Annotated in this window: 21 protein-coding genes; 5 read left to right on the forward strand and 16 right to left on the reverse strand. The window is 69.8% G+C overall.

The genetic code is table 11. The features are described from left to right. Positions 1-115: 115 nt before the first annotated feature. A complete protein-coding gene (locus A5732_RS13470; protein WP_076102455.1) occupies positions 116-871 on the forward strand; it encodes an O-methyltransferase in 756 nt (251 codons plus the stop codon). A gap of 4 nt (positions 872-875) precedes the next feature. On the opposite strand, the gene xerD is transcribed toward A5732_RS13470, so the two are convergent. From xerD to A5732_RS13540, 14 genes are all read right to left on the reverse strand, one after another. Beyond that, on the reverse strand, positions 876-1,817 hold the full coding sequence (xerD, locus tag A5732_RS13475) for a site-specific tyrosine recombinase XerD (protein ID WP_076053865.1): 942 nt from the start codon (positions 1,815-1,817) through the stop codon (positions 876-878). Beyond that, the gene (locus tag A5732_RS13480) at positions 1,814-2,437 is read right to left on the reverse strand and encodes an NUDIX domain-containing protein (RefSeq protein ID WP_076053864.1); all 624 of its coding nucleotides are present in this window, start codon (positions 2,435-2,437) and stop codon (positions 1,814-1,816) included. Before A5732_RS13480 ends, xerD begins: the two co-directional genes overlap by 4 nt. After that, positions 2,430-4,181: a CTP synthase gene (locus tag A5732_RS13485; RefSeq protein WP_076102456.1), complete on the reverse strand. Its 1,752-nt coding sequence runs from the start codon at positions 4,179-4,181 to the stop codon at positions 2,430-2,432. Before A5732_RS13485 ends, A5732_RS13480 begins: the two co-directional genes overlap by 8 nt. A 122-nt stretch (positions 4,182-4,303) precedes the next feature. Further along, complete coding sequence (locus A5732_RS13490; RefSeq protein ID WP_076102457.1) at positions 4,304-5,248, reverse strand: copper transporter; 945 nt, start codon at positions 5,246-5,248, stop codon at positions 4,304-4,306. Continuing rightward, the gene (steA, locus tag A5732_RS13495; RefSeq protein WP_076053860.1) at positions 5,249-6,430 is read right to left on the reverse strand and encodes a putative cytokinetic ring protein SteA; all 1,182 of its coding nucleotides are present in this window, start codon (positions 6,428-6,430) and stop codon (positions 5,249-5,251) included. Positions 6,431-6,543: 113 nt separating this feature from the next. Continuing rightward, on the reverse strand, positions 6,544-8,295 hold the full coding sequence (recN, locus tag A5732_RS13500) for a DNA repair protein RecN (protein ID WP_076053858.1): 1,752 nt from the start codon (positions 8,293-8,295) through the stop codon (positions 6,544-6,546). A gap of 25 nt (positions 8,296-8,320) precedes the next feature. After that, positions 8,321-9,250: an NAD kinase gene (locus tag A5732_RS13505; protein ID WP_076053857.1), complete on the reverse strand. Its 930-nt coding sequence runs from the start codon at positions 9,248-9,250 to the stop codon at positions 8,321-8,323. Then, positions 9,247-10,056: a TlyA family RNA methyltransferase gene (locus A5732_RS13510; protein WP_076102458.1), complete on the reverse strand. Its 810-nt coding sequence runs from the start codon at positions 10,054-10,056 to the stop codon at positions 9,247-9,249. Before A5732_RS13510 ends, A5732_RS13505 begins: the two co-directional genes overlap by 4 nt. A gap of 8 nt (positions 10,057-10,064) precedes the next feature. Next, entirely contained in the window at positions 10,065-10,250 is a 186-nt protein-coding gene (locus A5732_RS13515; protein WP_064885493.1) for a hypothetical protein, read from the reverse strand. A 23-nt stretch (positions 10,251-10,273) separates the two neighbouring features. Beyond that, entirely contained in the window at positions 10,274-11,305 is a 1,032-nt protein-coding gene (locus A5732_RS13520; protein ID WP_076102459.1) for an HAD-IIA family hydrolase, read from the reverse strand. Next, complete coding sequence (locus A5732_RS13525) at positions 11,305-12,105, reverse strand: tetratricopeptide repeat protein (RefSeq protein ID WP_253189061.1); 801 nt, start codon at positions 12,103-12,105, stop codon at positions 11,305-11,307. Before A5732_RS13525 ends, A5732_RS13520 begins: the two co-directional genes overlap by 1 nt. Before the next feature lie 28 nt (positions 12,106-12,133). Further along, positions 12,134-12,496 (reverse strand): DUF732 domain-containing protein, encoded by a 363-nt coding sequence (locus A5732_RS13530; protein WP_076102461.1) that lies wholly within the window; start codon positions 12,494-12,496, stop codon positions 12,134-12,136. A gap of 52 nt (positions 12,497-12,548) precedes the next feature. Further along, positions 12,549-13,820 carry a tyrosine--tRNA ligase gene (gene tyrS, locus A5732_RS13535; protein WP_142256605.1) on the reverse strand — a complete coding sequence of 424 codons (1,272 nt, stop codon included), beginning with the start codon at positions 13,818-13,820 and terminating at the stop codon, positions 12,549-12,551. Positions 13,821-13,853: 33 nt separating this feature from the next. Then, positions 13,854-14,498: a DNA-3-methyladenine glycosylase gene (locus tag A5732_RS13540; protein ID WP_076102462.1), complete on the reverse strand. Its 645-nt coding sequence runs from the start codon at positions 14,496-14,498 to the stop codon at positions 13,854-13,856. Positions 14,499-14,607: 109 nt separating this feature from the next. On the opposite strand from A5732_RS13540, the gene A5732_RS13545 reads away from it, so the two are divergent. The 4 genes from A5732_RS13545 to A5732_RS13560 all read left to right on the forward strand — a co-directional run bounded on the left by A5732_RS13545 (position 14,608) and on the right by A5732_RS13560 (position 18,116). Then, entirely contained in the window at positions 14,608-15,885 is a 1,278-nt protein-coding gene (locus A5732_RS13545) for an ammonium transporter (protein WP_076102463.1), read from the forward strand. A 74-nt stretch (positions 15,886-15,959) separates the two neighbouring features. Then, positions 15,960-16,724 carry an ABC transporter ATP-binding protein gene (locus A5732_RS13550; RefSeq protein ID WP_076056871.1) on the forward strand — a complete coding sequence of 255 codons (765 nt, stop codon included), beginning with the start codon at positions 15,960-15,962 and terminating at the stop codon, positions 16,722-16,724. Then, the gene (locus tag A5732_RS13555) at positions 16,658-17,476 is read left to right on the forward strand and encodes an ABC transporter permease (protein WP_076056873.1); all 819 of its coding nucleotides are present in this window, start codon (positions 16,658-16,660) and stop codon (positions 17,474-17,476) included. Before A5732_RS13550 ends, A5732_RS13555 begins: the two co-directional genes overlap by 67 nt. A gap of 16 nt (positions 17,477-17,492) precedes the next feature. After that, positions 17,493-18,116: a TetR family transcriptional regulator gene (locus tag A5732_RS13560; protein WP_076056875.1), complete on the forward strand. Its 624-nt coding sequence runs from the start codon at positions 17,493-17,495 to the stop codon at positions 18,114-18,116. Here the strand turns inward: A5732_RS13560 and A5732_RS13565 are convergent. Both A5732_RS13565 and A5732_RS13570 read right to left on the reverse strand, forming a co-directional pair. After that, a complete protein-coding gene (locus A5732_RS13565; RefSeq protein WP_064953341.1) occupies positions 18,082-18,297 on the reverse strand; it encodes a Trm112 family protein in 216 nt (71 codons plus the stop codon). The two genes, A5732_RS13560 and A5732_RS13565, sit on opposite strands and share 35 nt — an antisense overlap. Beyond that, positions 18,294-21,320, reverse strand: coding sequence for an acyl-CoA synthetase (locus tag A5732_RS13570; protein ID WP_142256606.1), 3,027 nt, complete (start codon positions 21,318-21,320; stop codon positions 18,294-18,296). The genes A5732_RS13565 and A5732_RS13570 overlap by 4 nt, the downstream gene beginning before the upstream one ends. Positions 21,321-21,333: the final 13 nt, after the last annotated feature.

Consider the following 21,333-nt stretch of genomic DNA (forward strand, 5'->3'; position numbering starts at 1 on the left):
ATCGGTGGTAGAACGCACATCCCGACAGCCTATTCACTCCAGTCACATCAGCACCAATTTCCGAGGGTGAAGACGCGCGACGGGCCGGCACCGCCACCGGCCTATCGTGGCGACTATGAACCTGAAGCGACGGATACCTCTACTGCGGTGGTCGGTCTGGCGCATGGCCGCCGGCGCTCAGAACATCACCACGACGGGCCAGATCGGTGACGGGCGCGAAGCGGCCGCCGTCGAGTACGTGCTGCAGAACGCGCGGGCCGGCGACATCGACGATGTGCTGGCCACCATCGACAAGTTCGCCTACGAGAAATCGCTGCTGATCAACGTCGGCGACGAGAAGGGACTGCTGCTCGACGCCGCCGTGCGGCGCGCCGATCCGGCCCTCGCGCTCGAACTGGGCACCTACTGCGGCTACGGCGCCCTGCGCATCGCCCGGGCCGCCCCGAAGGCCAAGGTCTTCTCGGTCGAACTCGCCGAGGCCAACGCCGCCAACGCCCGTCAGATCTGGGCGCACGCCGGCGTCGCCGACCGGGTGGCGTGCGTGGTCGGCACCATCGGCGACGGCGGGCGCACCCTGGACGCGCTGGCCAACGAGCACGGATTTGCCGAAGGCACACTCGATTTCGTGTTCCTCGACCACGACAAGGACGCCTACCTCGACGACCTGAAGAGCATCATGGAGCGCGGCTGGCTGCACCCGGGCTCGATCGTGGTCGCCGACAACGTCCGGGTGCCGGGCGCGCCGAAGTACCGCGAGTACATGCACCGCCAGCAGGGCAAGCTGTTCAGCACCGTCGAGCACAAGGCGCACGTCGAGTACCAGACGATGCTTTCCGACCTGGTGCTGGAGTCCGACTACCTCGGCGACTGAGCGGCTACTGGGCCCGCGGGTGGGCCTCGGCCCACACTTCGCGCAGCGCGTGCACGGTGACCATGGTGTAGATCTGCGTCGTCGTCACCGAGGCGTGTCCGAGCAGCTCCTGCACCACCCGCACGTCGGCGCCGCCCTCCAGCAGGTGGGTGGCGAAGGAATGCCGCAGCATGTGCGGCGACACCCCCGAGGTGATCCCGGCGCGCTCGGCCGCGTCCTGCAGCACCTGCCACGCGCTCTGCCGCGACAGCCGCCCGCCGCGCACATTGAGGAAGATGCCCGGCGTCCCGCGCCCGCGGCGGGCCAGCTCCGAACGGCCCCGCACCAGATAGGAATCCAGCGCGGCCACGGCCGGGCGCCCGATCGGGACCAGCCGCTGCTTGCCGCCCTTGCCGCGCAACAACACCGACCGCGCGTGCGTGTCCACGTCGTCGACGTCGAGGCCGACGGCTTCGGAGATCCGCGCGCCGGTGGAGTACAGGAGTTCCAGCAGCGCCCGGTTACGCAGCGTCAGCGGGCCGTCGGCCGGGCTCTCACCGCCGGCGCCCTCCAGCAGCGCCAGCACCTGGTCGATGGTCAGGCTTTTGGGCAGCCGGCGGCCCGGCGTCGGCGGGCGAACCGCGCGCGCCACGTCGAGTTCGGCCAGCCCTTCGGCGGCGGCGAACCGATGCAGGCCGCGCACCGCGATCAGCGCCCGCGCCGCCGACACCGCGGACAGCGCGGCGACCCCGGTGTCGGGATCACCGCGGCGCAGCGCCACCAAAAACTCGCTCACGTCGTTCTCGCCAACCTTGGCCAGATCGTGAATTCCGCGTTCCGACAAGTGTTTTGTGTAGCGGCGCAGGTCGCGGCTGTATGAGCTCAGGGTGTTCGCGGCGACGCCGCGCTCGATCGTGAGATGGTCAAGGTAGCCCTGCAACTGCGTGTCCAGCGCCACCGTTGTCATTGCGCGGCCTTTCGCGCGGCGAACGCCGTCGGCTTGTCCTGCCACGGGCTGTCCACCGGACGGGGCTGCACGAACCCCGTCGCCACGGCGTGGGCGGCCAGAATCCCCGCCACGGCAATGGCATTGACGACTTCGCCGCCGAGCACCTTGCGAACGGCCTCGGCCAGCGGATACCACTCCAAGGTCATGTCGGCTTCTTCGTCGTGCGCCTCGGGCCGGTCGACATGAGTCAGGTCGGTGGCCAGATAGACGCGCACCGACTCGTCGCTGAAGCCAGGCGTGGAGTCGAGGTCGACGAGCACCGTCCAGGTCTCGGCCTTCAGCCCCGCCTCTTCCATCAGCTCGCGCGCCGCGGTGAGATGGGCCGCCTCGCCATGGACGTCGAGCAGCCCGGCGGGCAACTCCCACAGCCGCCGGCCGAACGCGTGCCGGTATTGGTAGACCATCGGAATGTTGCCGTCGTCGTCCATCGCGACCACGGCGACCGCGCCGAAATGTTCGACGATCTCCCGGGTCACGACCTCGCCACCCGGCATCCGCACCCGGTCGCTGCGCAGCGCGAAAATCTTTCCGGTGTACAGCGTTTCGGATGACGCCGTCTCGAAGACGTGCTCAGCCACGGGTCGCGGGCTCAGGTATAGGCCGCGCAGCGCTGTCTCGGTGCTGGATGCCGTTCGAGGACTGCTCCGGGATCTCCACCGGCAGCAGCTCGCCCGCCTTGTAGTCGATGGCCGCGCCGACGAATGCGACGAACAACGGGTGGGGCCGGGTGGGCCGGCTTTTCAGCTCGGGGTGAGCCTGGGTGCCGACGATGAACGGGTGCACGTCCGGTGGGTACTCGACGAACTCCACCAGATGGCCGTCCGGAGACGTCCCGGAGAACCTCAGCCCGCTCTCCGCGATCTTTTCGCGGTAGGAGTTGTTGACCTCGTAGCGATGCCGGTGGCGCTCGGATACCTCGGTGGCGCCATAGGCTTGGGCCACAATCGATTCCGGTTCCAGCACCGCCGGGTAGGCGCCCAGCCGCATGGTGCCGCCCAGGTCGGCTTCGCCGGCGACGATGTCGACCTGGTCGGCCATCGTGGAGATGACGGGATCGGGCGTCTCGGGGTCGAATTCGGCCGAGTTGGCCTCGGCCAGACCGGCGGAGCGGGCGGCCTCGATCACGATGCACTGCAGGCCGAGGCACAGGCCGAACACCGGCAGCCCCCGGGTGCGGGCATAGTGGATGGCGCCGATCTTGCCCTCGATGCCGCGGATGCCGAACCCGCCCGGGATCAGCACGCCGTGCACGTCGCCCAGCGCCGACGCGGCATCGGCCGCGGTCTCGCAGTCGTCGGAGGGCACCCACACCAGCTCCACCTTGGCGTGGTGCTTGAACCCGCCGGCGCGCAGCGCCTCGGTCACCGAGAGGTAAGCGTCGGAAAGGTCAACATACTTGCCCACCAAGGCGATTCGCACCGTCTCGTGCGGCTCGTGCACCCTGCGCAGCAGGTCGTCCCACTCGGTCCAGTCGACGTCCCGGAACGGCAGGCTCAGCCGGCGCACCACGTAGGCGTCGAGTTCCTCGCGGTGCAGCACCTTCGGGATGTCGTAGATCGACGGGGCGTCCGGCGTGGAGATGACGCCGTCGATGTCGACGTCACACATCAGCGCGATCTTGTTCTTCAACGCCTCGGGGACCGGACGGTCGCAACGCAGAATCAGGGCGTCCGGGGTGATACCGATGCTGCGCAGCGCGGCCACCGAGTGCTGGGTGGGTTTGGTCTTGAGCTCGCCCGACGGGGCCAGGTAGGGCACCAGCGAGACGTGCAGGAAGAAGACGTTCTCCCGTCCGACGTCATGGCGAACCTGCCGCGCGGCCTCCAGGAAGGGCTGCGATTCGATGTCGCCGACGGTGCCGCCGATTTCGGTGATGACCACGTCGGGCCGGTTGCCCTGAGCGTCGGGCTGAGCCATCGACATGATGCGGGCTTTGATCTCGTCGGTGATGTGTGGAATCACCTGGACGGTGTCGCCGAGGTATTCACCGCGCCGCTCCTTGGCGATGACCGTCGAATAGACCTGCCCCGTAGTGACATTCGCGGAGCCGGACAGGTTGCGGTCCAGGAACCGTTCGTAATGGCCGACGTCGAGGTCGGTTTCGGCGCCGTCCTCGGTGACGAAGACCTCGCCGTGCTGGAACGGGTTCATGGTGCCCGGATCGACGTTGAGGTACGGGTCGAGCTTTTGCATCGTCACGTACAACCCGCGGGCCGTCAGTAGCTGACCAAGGCTGCTGGCGGTCAGCCCCTTGCCCAACGAGGAAGCAACGCCCCCGCTGACGAAGAGGTGCTTGGTGGCGGATTGCGGGTGCTTTCGCACAGGCGACCTCCGTGAAGACGGGCAGGGCGTGAAAATTGTTCTAGCGAATAACTAGATGGGCCTGCCGACCCACGGAAACCCACCCTAACATCCACCGCGCTGTGCCGCGGCTAACACGCCCGCTACTGGGGCACCGTGATTGACGTCGCCCCGTGACCGGTGCCGTACTGCCCGGCGTGACCGCCGCCCAGCAGGTCGTGCAGGCCCAGGACCGCGGTGATGCGGCCCGGCGCGGCGTCGACGTCGTCGACCGTGCTGATCGCGGAGTTCATCCCGGCGTCGGCGCGCGTCACCGCCACGGCGGCGCCTCCCGTCGCCGAACCGTCGCGCCCGGCGAGCAGCGTGCCCGAACCGTGCGGGGCCAGCGCGGCCGAGAACCGCGCGACGCTGACGCCCTTGTTGCCGGCGTCCTGGGGCAGCGAGCCGCCCGTGACGACGAGCGCGGCGTTGGCCGCGCCCATGTGATCGGTCGCCTCATAGGTGATGAAGCCCGTGTCGCGCAGCGCCGCCAGCACGGTGCTGCGCTGGACGTCGTCCACCGCCGGCACCGCCGGATTGGGGTTGGCCAGCAGGGCGATGCCCATCAGGTCACCCGCCTGCGAACCCTGGTCGACGAGCTTGGTGCTCAGCTGCTGACCCGCGGGCAGCACCGAGGAGTTCACCACAGTCTGCAGCTTCTCCGCCGAGTTGGCCTCGACGAACTCCTGCGTCAGCGACACCGTGCCGGTCACCGTCCCTCCGGCCTGACCGATGAACTTCGACACCGCGGCCACGTCGTCGTCCTTGGCGTCAGGGGTGCGGAACACCACCACCGTCTTGCCGCCCAGCGCGTCGTGCACCATCCGGCCGGCCAGCTGGGTGTCGAAATTGTTTGCCGCGCTGAGCTTTTCGTTCAGCACGTTCTTCTGGTCGTTGAGCCCGCTGATCTGGGTGTTCAGGTCCCGCTTCTCGTCGCGCAGGCTGGACAACAGGGTGTCCGACAGGAAGCCGGAGCCCAGCACGACGCCCACGGCCAGCGCCAGGAAGACGGCGGCCAGCGACAAGGCATGCTGACGCAACGAGATCATCTAGGTGACCCACTTCTGCACCGTCAGCAAGAAGTGGTTCCAGTAGTCGGTGACCCAGTGCAGCACCGCGGCGTCGGTGCGCGACACCCACAGCGCGACGATGACAGCGATCAGCATCGTCAGCGCCAGCAGCGCGATGGCGCCCGCCGAGATGTGGTTGCGGTACAGGGTGGCAACGGCCTTGGCGTCCACCACCTTCTCGCCCACCCGCAGCCGGGTCAGGAAGGTCGACGGGTTGCTGTGCGCGCGGGTGCGGTCGAAGAACGTCTCGATGTTGGCGGTGTGGCCGGCCGTCACCAGCAGCGCGGCGCCGTGGTGATCGGCCAGCAGCAGGGCCAGGTCGATCGCCGAGCCCGCGGCCGGGAACGTCATCGCCCCGACGCCGAGATCCTGGATCCGCTCCAGCCCGGGCGCGTGCCCGTCGGCGTCGGCGGGCAACACCACCTGGGCACCGCACTTGAGCGCGTCGGTGCTGATCTGGTCGGGGTCACCGACGATGACCTGGGGGCGGTAGCCCGCCTTGCGCAGGACGTCCGCGCCGGTGCCGACACCGATCAGCGCCGGCTGATACTCCTTGATGAACGGCTTGAGCGAGCGCAGATCCTCGGCGGCGCTGGGCTCGTCGGCGACGATGACCACGTGCCGGCGGCGCAGGTCGACGTCGACGTCGGGGATGCCGATGCCGTCGATCAGCAGCGGGCTCTCGCTCTTGATGAACTCGATCGTGTTGCCGGCGAAGGCCTCCAGGTGCGCGGACAGTCCGCTCTTGGCCTCGCGCATCAGGTCTGCGATGTCGTGGTCGGTGCGCTCGGTCCCGCGGACCAGCCTGCGGTCACCGGCGTACACCCCGCCCTCGTGCAGGCGGATCTTGGCGCCGTCCTTGACCTTCTTGAAGATGTCGGGTCCGGCCTCGTCGATGAGGGTCACCCCGTTGTTGACCAGTACCTCCGGGCCCATGTTCGGGTAGCGGCCCGACACCGACGGAGACGCGTTGACCACCGCGGCGATGTCGGCCTCCACCAGCGCGTCCGCCGTGATGCGGTCCAGATCCAGGACGTCGAGCACCACGATGTCGCCGGGGCAGACCCGGCGCAGCAGGCGGTCGATGTTCCGGTCAACGCGGGCGGTGCCGACGAGGCCGGGCCGGGCGGGGTTACGGGAGAGCAGGCCTGACATCTTCATGGGGGCGATTCTGTCCGCGAAGCTGCGGCGAGGACGGGAGGCGCGCCGTAACATTAGCCTCATAAGTTATCTAGAGTCCCATTAGTCACATCTGTATTACTTGTTCCCTGCGGTTAGATCTCATCCTTCTGCGCCGCATCCAGCAGTTCACGGGCGTGGGCGCGGCCGCTGTCGGATTCACCCAGCCCGGCTAGCATCCGGGCCAGCTCGGCCACCCGCTCGTCGTCCGCGACCCGCCGCACCACGCTGGTCCCCTTCGGCCCCGCGCCGTGCACCACCAGGTGCACGTCTGCATACGCCGCGACCTGGGGCAGGTGCGTCACCACGATGACCTGGTGGGTGCGCGCCAACCGCGCCAGCCGCCGGCCGATCTGCACCGCCGCCCGGCCACCCACCCCGGCGTCGACCTCGTCGAACACCATGGTGGTGCCCGCCGCCGAGGCGGCCAGCACCACTTCCAACGCCAGCATCACCCGGGACAGCTCGCCACCGGAGGCGCTCTTGGCCAGCGGCAGCTGGTCCATGCCGCGGTGTGCGGCGAAGCCGAACTCCACCTGGTCGATGCCGTCGGCGCCGGCGCGGGCAAGCTCGCCCGACGGCAGCGTGAGGGTGGCCGCGTCGTCGGCCGCCGACGCGGTATCAACAGAGACGTCGATGCTGAACTGCGCGTCGGCCATCGCTAGCCCGGACAGCTCGGCGGTGACCTCCTTGGCGAGCCGCTTGGCGGCCTTGCGCCGGATATTGCTGAGATCGACCGCGGCCTGGGCCAATTCACGCGCGAGCTCGTCGACCCGCGCCGCCAGCGACGCCAGCCCTTCCTCGGAGACGTCGAGTTGGGCCAGCCGTTCCCGCGACTCGGCGGCCCAGGCGAGCACGCCGTCGATGTCCGCCGCGTACTTGCGGGTCAGCGTGCGCAGTTCGGCCTGCCGGGCCAGTTTGGATTCCAGCGCGCTGGCATCGACCGGCAGTTCCTCGAGGAAGCCGCCCAGCTCTCCGGCCGCGTCGACGACCACGGTCAGCACCTCGTCGAGCTGGCCGGCCAGCGCCACCAGCTTCGCGTCGTCAGTCGATTCCAGTGCGGCCCTTGCCTTTCCGAGGCTGTCGGTCGCGCTGAATCCGGAGCCGTCCGCCTCATCCGAGGACAGGGCCGCGCGGGCCCCGGCCGCGGCCTCGCGCAGGGTGTCGAGTTCGGAGAGCCGCAGGATCTCGGCAACCAGGGCGTCGTCCTCGCCGGGTTGCGGGTCCACGGCGTCGATCTCGTTGAGGGCGAAGTTCAGCCGGTCGGCCTCGAGCGCCAGCTCCCGCATCCGGTTGCGGCGGTCGAGGAGGTCGCGCCGCGCCGACAGCCAGGCGTCGCGCAGTTTGCAGTAGCGCTCCAGCGCGGGGCCGGCCTTCGCGAACCGGTCCAGCGCGCCGCACTGCTCCTCGGGCCGCATGAGCCGCAGCTGGTCGTTCTGCCCGTGCAGGGTCAGCAGCCCGGCGGTGAAGTCACCCAGCGACTTGGCCGGCACGCTGCGACCGCCGAGATAGGCGCGCGACGGCCCGTCTCGGCTGACCGAGCGCAGCGCGATGACGCTGCCGTCCTCGTCGCGTTCGGCGCCCGACGCGTCCAGCATGTCGTCCAGCTTCACGATCACGGCCTCGTCGAGATCGGTTGTGGTGAACCGGCCTTCGACGATCGCTCGATCGGCCCCGGAACGCACCCGGGTGGCGTCCGCGCGGGCACCGCCGAGCAGGTGCAGCCCGGTCACCACCATGGTCTTGCCGGTACCGGTCTCGCCGGTCAGCACGGTCAGGCCGCGGTCGAACTCCCCGACCGCGGCGCTGATCGCACCGAGTGACTCGATGCGGATTTCGGTCAGCATTCAGTCAGCACCTGGGTTGAGGCCGTCAGTTCCCGCGCCACCCGGTCACCGGCAACCGGAACTTGCGGACCAGTCGGTCGGTGAACGGGGCGCTGTCCAGCCGGGCCCACTTCACCGGTGTGTCGCAACGCCTTACCTCCAGCCGGCTGCCCGCCGGGATCAACATTTCGCGTCGGCCGTCGCAGAACACCAGGGCGTCATGCCCGTCGGCCTCGATCTCGATCGCGATGGTGGCGTTCGGACTGGTGACCATGGGGCGGCCGAACAGCGCGTGAGCGTTGTTGGGTACCACCAGGATTGCCTCGAGGTCCGGCCACAGCACCGGTCCGCCGGCGGAGAACGCGTAGGCGGTGGACCCGGTGGGGGTGGACACCAGCACCCCGTCGCAGCCGAACGCCGACACGGGGCGACCATCGATCTCGAGAACCACCCCGAGCACGCCCAGCCGGGGACCCTTCTCCAGGCTGACTTCGTTGAGCGCCCAACCGCGCACGGAGACATCGCCGCGGTGGCGCACGATAACGTCGAGCGTCAGCCGGTTCTCCACCCGATAGTCTTGTGCGACAACGTGATCCAGTACCCGGTCGATGGCCTCGGCCTCGGCCTCGGCCATGAAGCCGATGCGGCCCAGGTTGATGCCGAGCACCGGGATGTTGGCGTTGCGGGCCAGTTCGGCGGCCCGCAGAAACGTGCCGTCGCCGCCCAGCGCAAGCACCAGTTCGCAGCCCTCGGCCGCCTGCGGCTCGGCGTTGACCACCTCGATCTCGATGCCCAGGGCGCGCATGTCGTCGGGGGCCAGATGCATCGGACCCTTGTCGACCGCCTCGGCGGACAGCACACGAAGCTCGATTCCGTTGTCGCCCAGCACTTTTTGCACACGTCGCGCGGTCTCGGCGGCCTCTTCGCGGCCGGTGTGGGCCACCATCAACACGGTGCGTGGCGCGCTTCCGTTCACTGTGGCCCGCTTTCCACCGCGCGCCGCACCGCGCTCACCAGCTCATCGCCGGCGAGCGGCCGGTCGGTTTGGGCGCGCAGCCGCAGGAAGTACTCGACATTGCCCGATGGGCCCGGCAGCGGGCTGGCGGTGACGCCGACCGCGTGCCAGCCCAGCTCGTCCGCGCGACCGGCGACCGCCAGCACGGCGTCGGCGCGCAGGCCCCGGTCGTGCACCACACCCCCGGCACCGACCAGGCCCTTGCCCACCTCAAACTGCGGCTTCACCATGGGAACGATATCCGCGTCGGGTGCGGCACATCCAGCCAGCGCCGGCAACACCGTGGATAGCGAAATGAACGACAGGTCAGCGACCACGAGGTCGGCGCGTCCGCCGATCGCGTCCGGCGTCAGGTCGCGAACGTTGGTCCGCTCGACGACGACCACCCGCGCGTCGCTGCCCCGCGACCACGCCAGCTGGCCGTATCCCACGTCGACGGCGACCACCTCGGTGGCGCCGCGATCCAGCAGGACTTCGGTGAAGCCACCCGTCGACGCGCCGGCGTCCAGGCAGCGGCGGCCCGCGACCGAAATCTCGAATGCGTCCAGCGCCCCGATGAGCTTGTGCGCACCGCGCGAGACCCAGCCACGTTCGCCGTCCTCGGCGACGGTCAGGGCGGCGGTGACGGCGACGGCGGTGCCCGGCTTGCGCGCCGGCATCCCGTCGATGCTCACCTTCCCGGCGCCGATCAACTCCGCGGCCTGCTGACGGGACCGGGCCAGGCCGCGCCGGACCAGCTCGGCGTCAACGCGGGCGCGTCGAGACATCCGCGCACTCAGCCCTTCTCCGCCGACTCCAGCGCGGCCAGCAGCACGTCGTGCGCCTCGGACAGGCGGCGTGCTATCTCTTCGAGCTCATCGAGCGACGGCACCTTCTCGGGGTCCTCCCCGTCCCCGGGCTGGGGCAGCCGGGCCAGCAGGGCGTCGATTTCAGCGCGAATCTCATCGGGATCGATAGTCATCGCGTTACCACGCTAGTCACCCGTCAGTCGGTGCGCACCAAAGACCAGCGTTGCAGCGCGGCGCGCGCCCGGTCGTCGGCGGCCTCGATGCGCACCTCGCCAGGGTCGGAGGCCGCCGCGCCGTACAGCTGGCCGGCGACCGCGCGGACGATCGACAGGCCGTCGCCGTCGTCGGACCCGTCACCGCTGACGGTGATCGTGCTGTCCGCGACCTCGACCCGCCAGCCCGGCTGCGGCCCGACCGCGAGCGACTCGCCGCCGGTGTGCAGGGAGCGCAGGTCGTGGCCGATGTAGGTGGGCCGCTGGCCGGGCTGGGCGTATACCGCGTCCCGCGCGGAATTGACCCCGGTAAGCACCATCAGGCTGGGCAACTCGGCGGCGTTGGCGCCCTCGATGTCGGTGTCGAGCCGGTCCCCGATCACCAGCGGGGCGTGAAAGTCGCCGCGTGCCGCGGCATCCCGCAGCAGCCCGGGCGCCGGCTTGCCCGCGACCTGAGGCTCGCCGCCGGTGGCCGCCCGCAGCGCGGCCACGAACGATCCGTTGCCGGGCAGCAGCCCGCGCTCGGTGGGCAGGGTCAGGTCGACGTTGGACGCCACCCACAGCGCGCCGGCCCGGATGGCCAGCGCCGCCTCGGCCAGCTCCGGCCACCCGATGGTCTGGGACAGACCCTGCACGACGGCGGCCGGGTCGTCGTCGTAGCTGCGCACCGCGCGCAGTCCGACGGCCGTGATCTCGTTGGCGAGGGCCTCGGTGCCCACGATCAGCACCGGTGAGCCGGGCGGCAACTGGTCGGCCAGCAGCCGCGCGGCGCTTTGCGCGCTGGTGGCGACGTCGTCGGCGACGGCGGTGAAGCCCAGGTCGGTCAGGTGCGCGGCGACCTCGTCGGCGCTGCGCGACGCGTTGTTGGTGACGAAGTACGCGCGGCTGCGCACCTGCGCCAGCGCCTGCACCGCGCCCTCGGTGGGCCGGCGGCCGCGAAACATCGTGCCATCCAGATCGATCAGCAGGCAGTCATATTGCTGCGCAAGGGTTTTGGTGTGTTTCGGTCCCGTCATCAGCCGAGTTCACTGACCCGGTCTTCGGCATCGGTGACGCCCTCGACGTCCGCGGCCGCGGAGTGCAGAAACCACTGCAGCGCCTCGTCCCCGCGGCCGAGCGCCAGCAGCGTGTCGGCGTAGGCGTAGAACAACCGCGCCGCGGTCGTGCCGGTGCGGGTCGGATCCAGCTGCGGCGTGGACAACAGGGTGAGCGCCTGTTCCAGCTGCCCGAGGTCCGCACGAGCCCCGGCCGCGACGATGCGCAGCTCGTCGGCGTCGTCCCCGCTGAGCTCGGCGGCCTCCGGCCCGCGCGCGAGCTCGATCGCCCGCTCCGGGCGGCCAAGTCCGCGTTCGCAATCGGCGATCAGGGCCAGCAGCGAGGACTTGCTGCCCATCCTGCGGGCCGCACGCAACTCCGCGAGCGCCTGCGCCCAGTCGCCGCAGTGGTAGGCGGCGATGCCGACCGCTTCCCGGATGGTGGCGATCCGGCTGGACCGGGCGCGCGCCGCCCGGGCGTGCTGCAGGGCGGCCTCGGGGTCCTCGTCGAGCAGTTCGCCCGCGGCCACCAGGTGGCGCGCCCCCGCGGGGGGGGGGGCGCGGTCCAGGGTGCTCAGATCGCGGCGGATGTCGGGCGCCAGCTGCCTGGCTTCCACGCCGGGCGGAATCGGTGGCCCATCGTATGGCGCGCGATCGGCCTGGGCATCCCGGCGCCCGGCGCCCTGCGGCTGGGCCGGGCGCGCACGGCCCGGACCCGACCAGCCGCCGGATGGCGGCCGCCCCCGGCGTTCGCCGCGCTGCCGTTGCCTGTCGTCGACCACGCAGCCGAGAATACGGGCAGGCCCGCGGCTAGCTTTGCAGCCGGTTACTCAGCAGCGGCGCGATCACCGCCGGACAGTAGGTCGCGATCGCGACGATGGTGAACTTGCCCGCCATCTCGTAGGACAATCCGTTGCCCTCGGCCATCCTGGATGTCACATCGTCGAACGACCCGCCCGGCTCGAACAGCATCGGGCACACCGACTGTCCCATCGCCGTGGTGGTGGCCGGTTGGGTGTAGGTGATCCCGGCGTTCGTCAGCGCCGACAGGAACGCGTTGCCCAGCATGTCGGCGCGGATGGGCGCGGACAGCACCGCGGCCAGCGACACCAGGCCGGTGATCACCCCCAAAATCGGCAGGACGGTCAACCGCACGCGCGTCGCAAAAATCACCGTGACAACAGTGGTCGCCGAGGGTCACGTCAATGACACGGTGAGGTAAAGATCAGACCTTTTCGACCCCGGCGACGGTGCGTTTGCCGCGGCGCAGCACCAGCCATTTGCCGTGCAGGAAGTCGGACGGTTGCGGCGCCCACTCCTCGCTGTCGACGCGGACGTTGTTGACCGAGACGCCGCCCTCGCCGATGGTGCGCCGCGCGGCCTTCTTGCTCTCGGACAGGCCGCTGGCGACCAGCAGGTCGACGATCCCGTCGGAGCCACCGGGTTTGAGCTCGGCGACCGACGTCTCGCGCAGCGCCGCCGCCAGCGTCGCTTCGTCCAGGCGGTCCAGTTCGCCCTGCCCGAACAGCGCCCGGCTGGCGTGCTCGACGGCCTCGGTGGCAGCCTCCCCGTGCACCAGCACGGTCAGTTCCCGCGCCAGTCGCCGCTGGGCTGCGCGCTGCTGGGGCCGCTCGGCCGTCGCCTGCTCCAGCTCGCCGAGCTCGTCGGCGGTCAGGAAGGTGAACCAGCGCAGGTACCGGATCACGTCGGCGTCGGCGGTGTTGAAGAAGTACTGGTACCAGGCATACGGCGTGGTCAGCTCGGGGTCCAGCCACAGGCTGCCGCCGCCGGTGGATTTGCCGAACTTGGTGCCGTCGGCGGCGGTCACCAGCGGCACGGTCAGCGCGTGCACCGACGCGCCGACCTGCTGGCGCACCAGCCGGACGCCGGCGACGATGTTGCCCCACTGATCGGAGCCGCCGATCTGCAGCGTGCAGCCGTAGCGCCGGTGCAATTCGACGTAGTCGTTGGCCTGCAACAGCATGTAGCTGAACTCGGTGTAGGAGATGCCGTCGCCCTCGAGGCGCCGCCGCACGGTGTCGCGGTCCAGCATCACGTTGACCGAGAAGTGCTTGCCGAGGTCGCGCAGGAACTCGATCGCCGACAGCGGGCGGGTCCAGTCCAGGTTGTTGACGACGACGGCGCCGGTGGGTGATTCGTCGAAGTCGACGAAGCGCCGCAGCTGCCCGCCGATCCGCTCGGTCCAGTCGGCGACGGTGTCCGCCTCGTTGAGGGTGCGCTCGCCGACCTCGCGCGGGTCGCCGATCATGCCGGTGGCGCCCCCGGCGAGCACGATGGGGCGATGGCCGGCGCGCTGGAATCGGCGCAGCGCCAGCAGCGGCACCAGGTGTCCGGCGTGCAGGCTGGGCGCGGTGGGGTCGAAGCCGGCGTACACCGTCATCGGCCCGCGCTGCGCCTCGGCGGTCAGCGCATCGAGGTCGGTGGACTGCGCGATCAGTCCGCGCCAGCCCAGCTCGTCGATGATCATGTCGCCCATGATCCAAGATCCTTTCACCCGAGATCGGTTCGGCTAGTCGCTGGCGCCCGGCGCGGCCGCGCGGGGGCTGCGGCGGTACGCCGAGACCTCCGGGCGGCCGGGCAGCCACAACCGCCACGGCCGGTCGGCGGCCTGGCTGACGCCGACCCGGGGGCCGGCCGTCGCGGTCAGCGGTTCGTGCAGTTCCAGGGTCACCGGGCTGTCATGCGCGAACAGGTCAATGCCGTTGTCGTCCATGGTGATTCCCATAGCCGAGCACAGGTTGCCCGGGCCGCGCGCCAGGGCGGCGGTGTGCACCAGCTCGCCGCGGCGGGCACGCGCGACGTCGGTGCCGTCCTCGATGGCGGCGGCGCGCAGCAACACCGCGGCGGCGGTACCGTCGGGTCCGCACGAGACGTTGGCGCAGACGTGGATGCCGTGGCTGCGGTAGGTGTAGAGCCGTCCTGGGGGCCCGAACATCACGAAATTGCGGGCACGCAGGCCCTTGTACGAGTGCGCGGCGGCGTCGGGCCAGGGACCGTCGGGGACTCCCCCGTAGGCCTCGACCTCGACGACGATCCCGCTCACACCGCGCGCGGTGAGGGTGGCGCCCAGTAACCGGCGCGCGGCCTCGACCGGGTCGACTACCAGCTGGGCCGCAGCCGCGCCTTCGCGAAATCGTCCTCGAGCCTCGACCACATCAGATCCTGAATCCTCTTTTCGACAACCCAACGAACCTACCGGCAGGCCGAACGTGGCAGTATCCCGGTGTCCCGTGACCTCAGGGCCGCGAGAAGGAGCCCACCTGATGCATGCGATCGATCCCGCCGCCACCGCGTGGCTGCTGGCCAGCACCGCACTGGTTTTGTTGATGACCCCCGGCCTGGCGATCTTCTACGGGGGCATGGTCCGCACCACCGGTGTGCTCAACATGATGATGATGAGCTTCATCTCCATCCCGCTGGTGACCGTGGCGTGGCTGCTGGTCGGCTACACCATCGCGTTCTCCGAGGATGGGGGCAGCGGACTCGTCGGCAGCCTGAGGCATTTCGGGATGCTCGGCATCGCCCCCGACACCGTTCATGGCACCGTCCCCGAACTGCTGTATGCCACGTTCCAGTTGACGTTCGCGATCATCACGGCCGCCCTGGTCAGCGGTGCGATCGCCGACCGCGCCAAGTTCGCCGCCTGGATGGTCTTCGTCCCGGTGTGGGCGATCGCCGTGTATTCGATTGTCGCGCACTGGGTCTGGGGGCCGGGCGGCTGGCTGGCCAAGCTGGGCGTCCTCGACTACGCGGGCGGGCTCGTCGTCGAGATCGTCTCCGGGTCTTCCGCCCTGGCGCTGGCGCTGGTGCTCGGGCCGCGCATCGGCTTCAAGAAGGACGCGATGCGGCCTCACAACCTGCCGTTGCTGTTCGTCGGTGTCGGGCTGCTGTGGTTCGGCTGGTTCGGGTTCAACGCCGGTTCGGCCTTGGCCGCCAACGGAACTGCCGCGGCCATCTTCCTCAACACCCTGGTCGCCGGCTGCCTCGGCATGCTCGGCTGGCTGTCGGTCGAGCAGATCCGCGACGGCCGGCCCACCACGTTCGGTGCGGCATCGGGTGTGGTCGCCGGACTGGTCGCCATCACCCCGTCCTGCGGGACGGTCAACACGCTCGGCGCGACGGTTGTGGGGCTGGCGGCGGGCGTCGTGTGCGCGTTCGCCGTGGGCGCGAAACTGCGCTTCAACTATGACGATTCGCTTGATGTGGTGGGCGTCCACTTTGTCGGCGGCGTAGTCGGGGTGTCGTTGATCGGCCTGTTCGCCACCGCGGTGATGACGGCGGGCCCGCAGGGCCTGTTCTACGGGGGCGGCGTCGGCCAGCTGGGCAAGCAGGCGCTGGCGATCGCGGTCGTCGCGCTCTACGCGTTCGCCGTCACATTCGTGCTGGGCAAGGTCATCGACCGGCTGATGGGCTTCCGGGTCAGCGCCGAAGACGAGACCACCGGCGTCGACCTCACGCAGCACGCCGAGACCGCCTATGCCGAAGGCGTGCACGGGCATCTGCCGCAGCGCCGACCGGCCACCGGCGAACGCTTCAACTAGCACACCGGCGCCGCCCACCCGCGCCTGCTCGAGAGACCTTGACAACCCCGCGCAACGGGACGATTATTCATCGCATGATGAGTTCATCCTATGATGAATTAATTACCGGCCCCACTGAACCCGCGGTGCACATCGATCACCTGCGCGTCGTCCGCGGCAAACGCCCAGCTCTGCACGACTTCTCCGTGCGGATCGCCACGGGCAGCATCACCGGCCTGCTCGGGCCGTCCGGCTGCGGCAAGACCACACTGATCCGCTGCATCGTCGGCACCCAGATCATCTCGAAGGGCACCGTCACGGTGCTCGGCCAGCCGGCCGGCAGCGCCGAACTGCGTCACCGGATCGGCTACCTCCCGCAGGACCCGACGATCTACAACGACCTGCGGGTCGTGGACAACGTCCGCTATTTCGCGGCGCTGTACGGGTTCGACGGCCAGGCCGCCGATGCCGCCATCGACCGCGTCGGGCTGACCGATCACCGGACGGCCTTGTGCGGCAACCTCTCCGGCGGTCAGCGCACCCGGGTGTCGCTGGCGTGCGCGCTGGTCTGCCAGCCCGACCTGCTGGTGCTCGACGAGCCCACCGTCGGCCTGGACCCGGTGCTGCGCGCGGATCTCTGGGAGCAGTTCGCCGAGCTGGCCCGCGCCGGGACCACGCTGCTGGTCTCCAGCCACGTGATGGACGAAGCCGACCACTGCGGCGACCTGCTGCTGATGCGCGACGGCCGGTTGGTCGCCCACACCACCCCGTCCCAACTGAGAGAGGACACCGGATGCACGTCACTGGAGGACGCGTTTCTGTCCATCATCAAGCGCAGCACCATGCGCGAAGCGGGCTGAGCCTGCGCGGCTACACCGCGACCACGGCGCGGATCCTGCGCCAGTTGCTCGCCGATCACCGCAGTGTCGCGATGATCCTGTTGGTGCCGGTTCTGGTGATCAGCCTGATGTATTTCATGTTCCAGAACGCCCCGCACCGCCCCGGCGGGCCGACCCCGTTCAACAACGCCTGCCTGATCCTGCTGGGCCTGTTCCCGCTGTTCGTGATGTTCATCATCACCGCGATCACCATGCAGCGCGAGCGGGCGTCCGGGACGCTGGAGCGCATTCTGACCACGCCGCTGCGCCGCCTGGATCTGCTGATCGCCTACGGCACCGCCTTCTCCATCGCCGCTGCGGCGCAGGCGACTCTGGCGTGTGTCGTGTCGTTCTGGCTGCTGGGGTTCGACACGGCCGGCAGCCCGGCGTGGGTGTTCGTGATCGCCATCGTCAACGCCGTGCTGGGCGTCGGGTTGGGCCTGCTGTGTAGTGCTTTCGCCCGCACCGAGTTTCAGGCCGTGCAGTTCATTCCGCTGGTGATGGTGCCGCAGCTGCTGCTGGCCGGCATCATCGTGCCGCGGGCGCTGATGCCACACTGGCTGCAATGGATCAGCAATGTGCTGCCGGCCAGCTACGCGCTGGAGGCGTTGCAGCAGGTGGGTGCACACCCGGAACTGACTTTCATCGCGGTGCGCGACATCGTCGTGGTGCTGGGCTTCGCCCTGGCGGCGCTGTGCCTGGCGGCGGCCACGCTGCGGCGGCGGACGCCATAGTGGCGGGTCGCCCCTAGTGACGGCCACCAGCACCGGGCGCCGGCGGCGGGGGCGCCCGGCCGGCAACTCCGGCACCCGCGACCGCATCCTCGACAGCGCGCGGGAGTTGTTTGCGCGCAACGGCATTCGTAACACCTCGATCCGTGCGGTGGCCGCGGCGGCCGGGGTGGATTCGGCGTTGGTGCATCACTACTTCGGCACCAAGGAGAAGCTGTTCGCGGCGGCCGTGCATATCCCGATCGATCCGATGGACATCGTCGGCCAGTTGCGCGAGATGCCGGTCGACGAGCTTGGCTATCGCATCCCGTCAATGTTGTTGCCGCTGTGGGATTCCGAGATCGGTGCGGCGTTCATCGCCACGCTGCGGTCCGTGCTGGCCGGCGAGGAGGTCAGCCTGTTCCGCACGTTCATCGAGGACGTGATCACCGTGGAAATCGGCCCGCGCGTGGACAATCCGCCGGGAAGCGGCACCACCCGCGTCCAGTTCGTCGCGTCACAGCTGGTGGGCGTGGTGATGGCGCGCTACATCCTGCGACTGGAGCCGTTCGCGTCGCTGCCGCCCGAGCAGATCGCGCGGACCATCGCGCCGAACCTGCAGCGCTATCTCACCGGGGATCTGCCGGACGGTCTTGTGCCATGAGCCGGGCGTGCTCGTCGTCGTCGACGTCGCGGGCCTCGTCGATGAGCAGCACCGGGATGCCGTCCTCAATGCGGTAGGCGCGCCGCAGCCGCGGGTTGTAGAGCAGTTCCGATCCCACCAGCACCAGCGGGCCCCGGTCGTCCGGGCACACCAGGATGCTCAGCAGCGCGTCGTCGATCATGACTGCGCTCCGGTCAGCTCGGAGCGGGCCTGACCGGTCAGGCGGCGGTACTGGTTGGTGTCGGCGTCGAAGTACCAGACGTGGCGGCCGGCCTTCGGAATCCCGGCCGCCCGTAAGGCACTGACCGTGGGCCGGAACGTCGCGCTCAGGTTCATCTCCGCCACCACACAGACGATATCGGGTCCGATGCCGATCGGAATCTTGGCGAAGGCCTCGGTCAGGTCGGCCGCGGTGATCGAGGCGCCCGGCAACAGCGTCACCGCCGACGCCGCCACCTCGTGATCGCCCACCGGCAGGTTGTAGGTCACCGCGAGGTCCACGCCGTTGATGCAACCCAGCGCATCGGTGACGGGCTCGGCGAAGACGAGGCCACGCGCGGTGCGCACCACCGAGCCGCGCCGGCCCGCCAGCCAGAAGTCGCCGTCGTCGTCGCGGTAGAACAGGTACTCGGTCGAGATCCACGTGTCGCCGGCGGCGAACACGCCGCGCTTGACCGAGGCGCTGGGATCGATCGGGCCGTTGGACGCGGCGAGCAGCACCCCGACCTGTTTGGGTTCGGCGATCTGCACGAAGCCGCGCTCGTTCTCCAGGATCAGGTCGTGCTCGGCGTCGTAGGCGCCCAGCTCGATCCGCCCCGCGCCCGGCAGCGGGCGGCCCTTGCTGCCGACCTTGGCGCCGGACACGTTGGCCAGCACCGCCTGGCCGTCGGTGGTGGCGAAGAACTCGACGACGTGGGCGGGCGCGAACGCGTCGACGACCCGGCCCCACAACCCGGTCGGCATGCCGGAACCGATGAACAGCCGCACCGGATGGTTGCCCTGCAGCACGAACGCGGGATCGTCGACGATCTCGCGGAGCATGGCCCAGGTGTAGGACACCACGGTGACGCCGTACTGGCGCACCTCCTGAACGAATCGGGTCGGGTCCAGGCCGCGCGACAGCGCGATGCGGGTGCCGCCGACCACGGCGCCGCCGAGGCTGACCAGCAGTGCCGACTCGTGGTGCAGCGGCGTCAGGCAGTAGACGGTGTCGCGGCGGTCCAGGGCGGCCGTCGAGGCAGTACCGAACGCCGACACCGCCCAGCGGTAGTTGGTGATCTGCCTGGCCACCAGCTCGCCGCCGGCCGCGCTGAACGCGATGAACGCCAGGTCGCGGGCCAGCCCCGGGTTGGGGCGGTACCAGCCGGGCAGCTCGACGGCGTCCGGGTCGATCTGTTCCATGTCGATGACGTCGGAGTCCTCGGGCAGGTGCAGATCCCGCGACTCGCCGCCGCCGAGCACCAGCACCTGGCGCAGCCCCTGGCGGTCGGACCGCAGCACCCCCTCGAGGTTGGTGGGGTCGGTGAGCAGCTCGGTGACTCCCCCGAGCCGCACCGACGCGCCCAGGTCGGCGTCGGGCCGCATCACTACCGCAATGGCGCCGAGCCGGGACAGCGCGGCGATGGCCACGAGCGCACTGGGCCGGGTCTCCATCAGCACGCCGACCCGGTCGCCCTGCCGCACCCCGACGTCGATCAGGCCGCGAACGACATTGTTGACGCGCCGGTTCACCGCGTCGTAGGTGTGCACCCGGCCGTCGAACAACAGGAATTCGCCCTGCGGCGCGTCGTGGGCCTGCTCCTCGATGATGCGGCCCAACGAGATCCGGGTGTGGTCGTTGATCTGGCCCAGCCGCACCAGTCGTGGCAGCGTGCGGGCCGTCTCGACGGCCAGGGTGCGCACCGACTTGTTGGCGGCGACGACGGTGTTGGCCGCGCCGCGCACCAGCCCCACCGCCGCCTCGGAGGCTTCCCCGAGGCCGTGCGCGAGCCGGGAGCTCAACGCCACCCCACTGTCGGTGTGCTCCTCGGGCTGATCGGCCATCAGGTCGATGCTGTCCGGTTTGTCACCCCCGGTGGACAGCCACTTCACCCATTCGGCGACGGTCGGCCAGCTCTGTTGCGCGGCCTTGGATCCGACGACCAAACCGAAATGCCCTGTGCGGATGGTGGATTCGTAGACTTCGGCGTCCGGTGCCGCACGCCGGATGCCGCGCACCGAGGCCGGCTGCCCGATGTCGTCGACCTCGCCGACGAAGGCCAGCACCGGGCAGGTGATGTCGGTGAGGGTCACCATTTGCCCGTTGACGGCGAACCCGCCGGTCATCATCCGGTTGTGGGCGATGAACTGCTTGAGCAGCTCGGAGATTGCGGGGCCCGACCATGCGATCCAGCCCTCGCGTTCGAGGAACCGGCGCTGCTGCTCGCGCGGGAGCAGCGCCTCGCGGTCGTGCAGCTGGCGCACGAAGTCGACGCGCGCCTTGGCGGTCTTGAGCGGGTCGAGCATCTGAAAACCGGTGCGCGCCATCCAGCTCGGGATGGCCAGCCGGCTGAAAACGTGGTCGGCCATGAAGTTCGCGGCGGGCGCGGCGAAGTTTGCCGGGATGCCCATCGGCAGGGCGGCCAGGGTGTCCACCGGCGAACCGAAGGTGACGATGCTGGCCAGGCTCTTCGAGCGCCGGTAGGCGGCGACCTGGTAGCACCACATGCCGCCCTGCGAATAGCCGACCAGATGGATGTCGCTGCCCGTGGTTTCCCGGACCGTGTCGATGGCCTGGCTGAGCGCGACGATGTGGTCGGCCAGGGTGCGGCGCATGCCGCCCTCGACCTTGTCGGGTTCGCCGAAGTCGATGACCCAGGGGTCGAGCCCGTGGGCGTGCAGGATCCCCACCGCGCCTTCGTCGCGCGTGACGTCCCACATGTCCGCCGACATCATCATCGGGTGCACCATCAGCACCGGCGGCCCGACGGGCGATTGGCCGCGCCGGCTGTCCGGCGGGAAATACCGCCGCAGCTTGTACATCGGCACGCTCTCGACGGTCTGGGACGGCGACGGCACGCTACCGGTTTCCAAGCCCCCCAGCCGCAAGACCTCCAGCCCGTTCTGCGCGGTGGCGATCAGCCGCTCGACCGGTCGTGTGACCATCGAAAAATTGAGTTCCACTGCTGCTCCCTGAGTCTTGACAGCTCCGACATCATGGCACATCAGGGCAGCTAGA

It is taken from the genome of Mycobacterium colombiense, assembly GCF_001953985.1.
GTDB lineage: Bacteria > Actinomycetota > Actinomycetes > Mycobacteriales > Mycobacteriaceae > Mycobacterium > Mycobacterium colombiense_B.